The organism is Escherichia sp. TW14182, from assembly GCF_000208525.1.
GTDB classification, from domain to species: Bacteria; Pseudomonadota; Gammaproteobacteria; order Enterobacterales; family Enterobacteriaceae; genus Escherichia; species Escherichia ruysiae.
The window spans coordinates 1-1,302 of the sequence record NZ_AEJZ01000427.1; the positions used below are offsets into that span (position 1 = coordinate 1).

At 48.9% G+C, this 1,302-nt stretch carries 1 protein-coding gene and 1 pseudogene; both read right to left on the reverse strand.

Features of this window, described 5'->3' with window-relative positions:
- Positions 1–225 (reverse strand): annotated as a pseudogene (locus tag EQY_RS0122790) (DUF4376 domain-containing protein); the annotation flags it as partial.
- Positions 225–1,302, reverse strand: a 1,078-nt coding sequence (locus EQY_RS26555; RefSeq protein ID WP_000407662.1) for a hypothetical protein, incomplete at its 5' end; no start/stop codon positions are given. The gene EQY_RS26555 and the pseudogene EQY_RS0122790, both read right to left, overlap by 1 nt.

Below are 1,302 nucleotides of genomic sequence, written 5' to 3' on the forward strand. Positions count from 1 at the left end.
TTTGGCATCTTTTGCCGCTGCGATAAGTTCCGGCGTGACGGTGAACGGGGCGATTTCACCCCATTTGCCGCTTTGCAGTTCCCGCCAGACTCGCTGGCCTGTTGTTGCTGTGTCTTCTGATGTGGCTGTGTAGGGAACAAATTCCCCCATTCCTTCAAAAAGCACTTCGCAGTCAATCGCTCCAGATTCCAGATAACGTGGATTCAGAATTTTTATAACTCGCATTACGCAATCCTCATAAACAGCCCTACAACAGCCCTTGTGTAGACATTGACCGAGTCGGTGCTGGATAAAGAAATATAAGTGCCTGAAAGGTCGGCTCCACCTACAAGTGCAGTGGGGCCTGATTCAAATCCTGAAGAACGAAAATCCGCATAAAACGTCGCCTGTCGAAGCCTTGAGCCGGAATATGACCGTCCACGAATCAGCGTTTTTTTGCTTTCGCTGTCTGAATCTCCGGTATATGCGGCAAGAACAAGCCCTCCAATATCAGGGAGGTTGTAGTATGAGTCAGTCCATGAATACAATACTCGCGTAAAATCATCCACCTTAAGTAGTTTTTTTTCCCAACTGTCAGGCAGGGTTGCAGGGGTGATACCGCTGTGAATTCTTGCTGTATAACTCTCCCCATTTATTCCTTTAAAAATTACCTGCTTCGTTTCTTTTTGCTGATTCTCCGGGGTGGTATTTGTGCGAATTTCAATATCCAGATAGCCGGAAAAAACCAGCGTGCTGGGGCCAGTAATTATGGGGTTCTTTTTACTGCCACCGAACTGGCTGACAAGATAACGCCCGGGTGGTGTTTCACGTACCCACTGTAAAAATTCGGTCGGCCCCCTTTCGGCACTGAATTTAATTTCCTCTCCATATTTAAACAGTGCACCAAAGCCGAATGCACCTGGTATGGCAAGGCAACCTTCGGTGCGGTCGTAAATATCGCTCTGGGATTCCATTGTAGACGCACTTTTTAGTCCCAGATTGTTTCGGGATTCCTGCTGCGCCTCTTCTCCCTCTGCTGCAATTTCTGACAGGTGATTCATCGTTTTCAGTGTTGCAGATAACGCGGCGTCAATATCAGATTTGGCCTGCTCTGCATCGGATGCGGCCTTTTTTGCCGCTTCAGCATCCTGTCTGACTTCTGAGGCGGTATCCTCAATCTGAGTGGCCAGTGTTTCGACCTGCAGTTTGTCTTCAGCAACGACCTCTGCGTTTTGCCGTACGTTATCCGCCAGCGTCTCGCAATCGCTCTTGATTTGTTGCGCATCAGCGACATGTTGCCCGGCCTGTCGTTCGCTTTCCGCT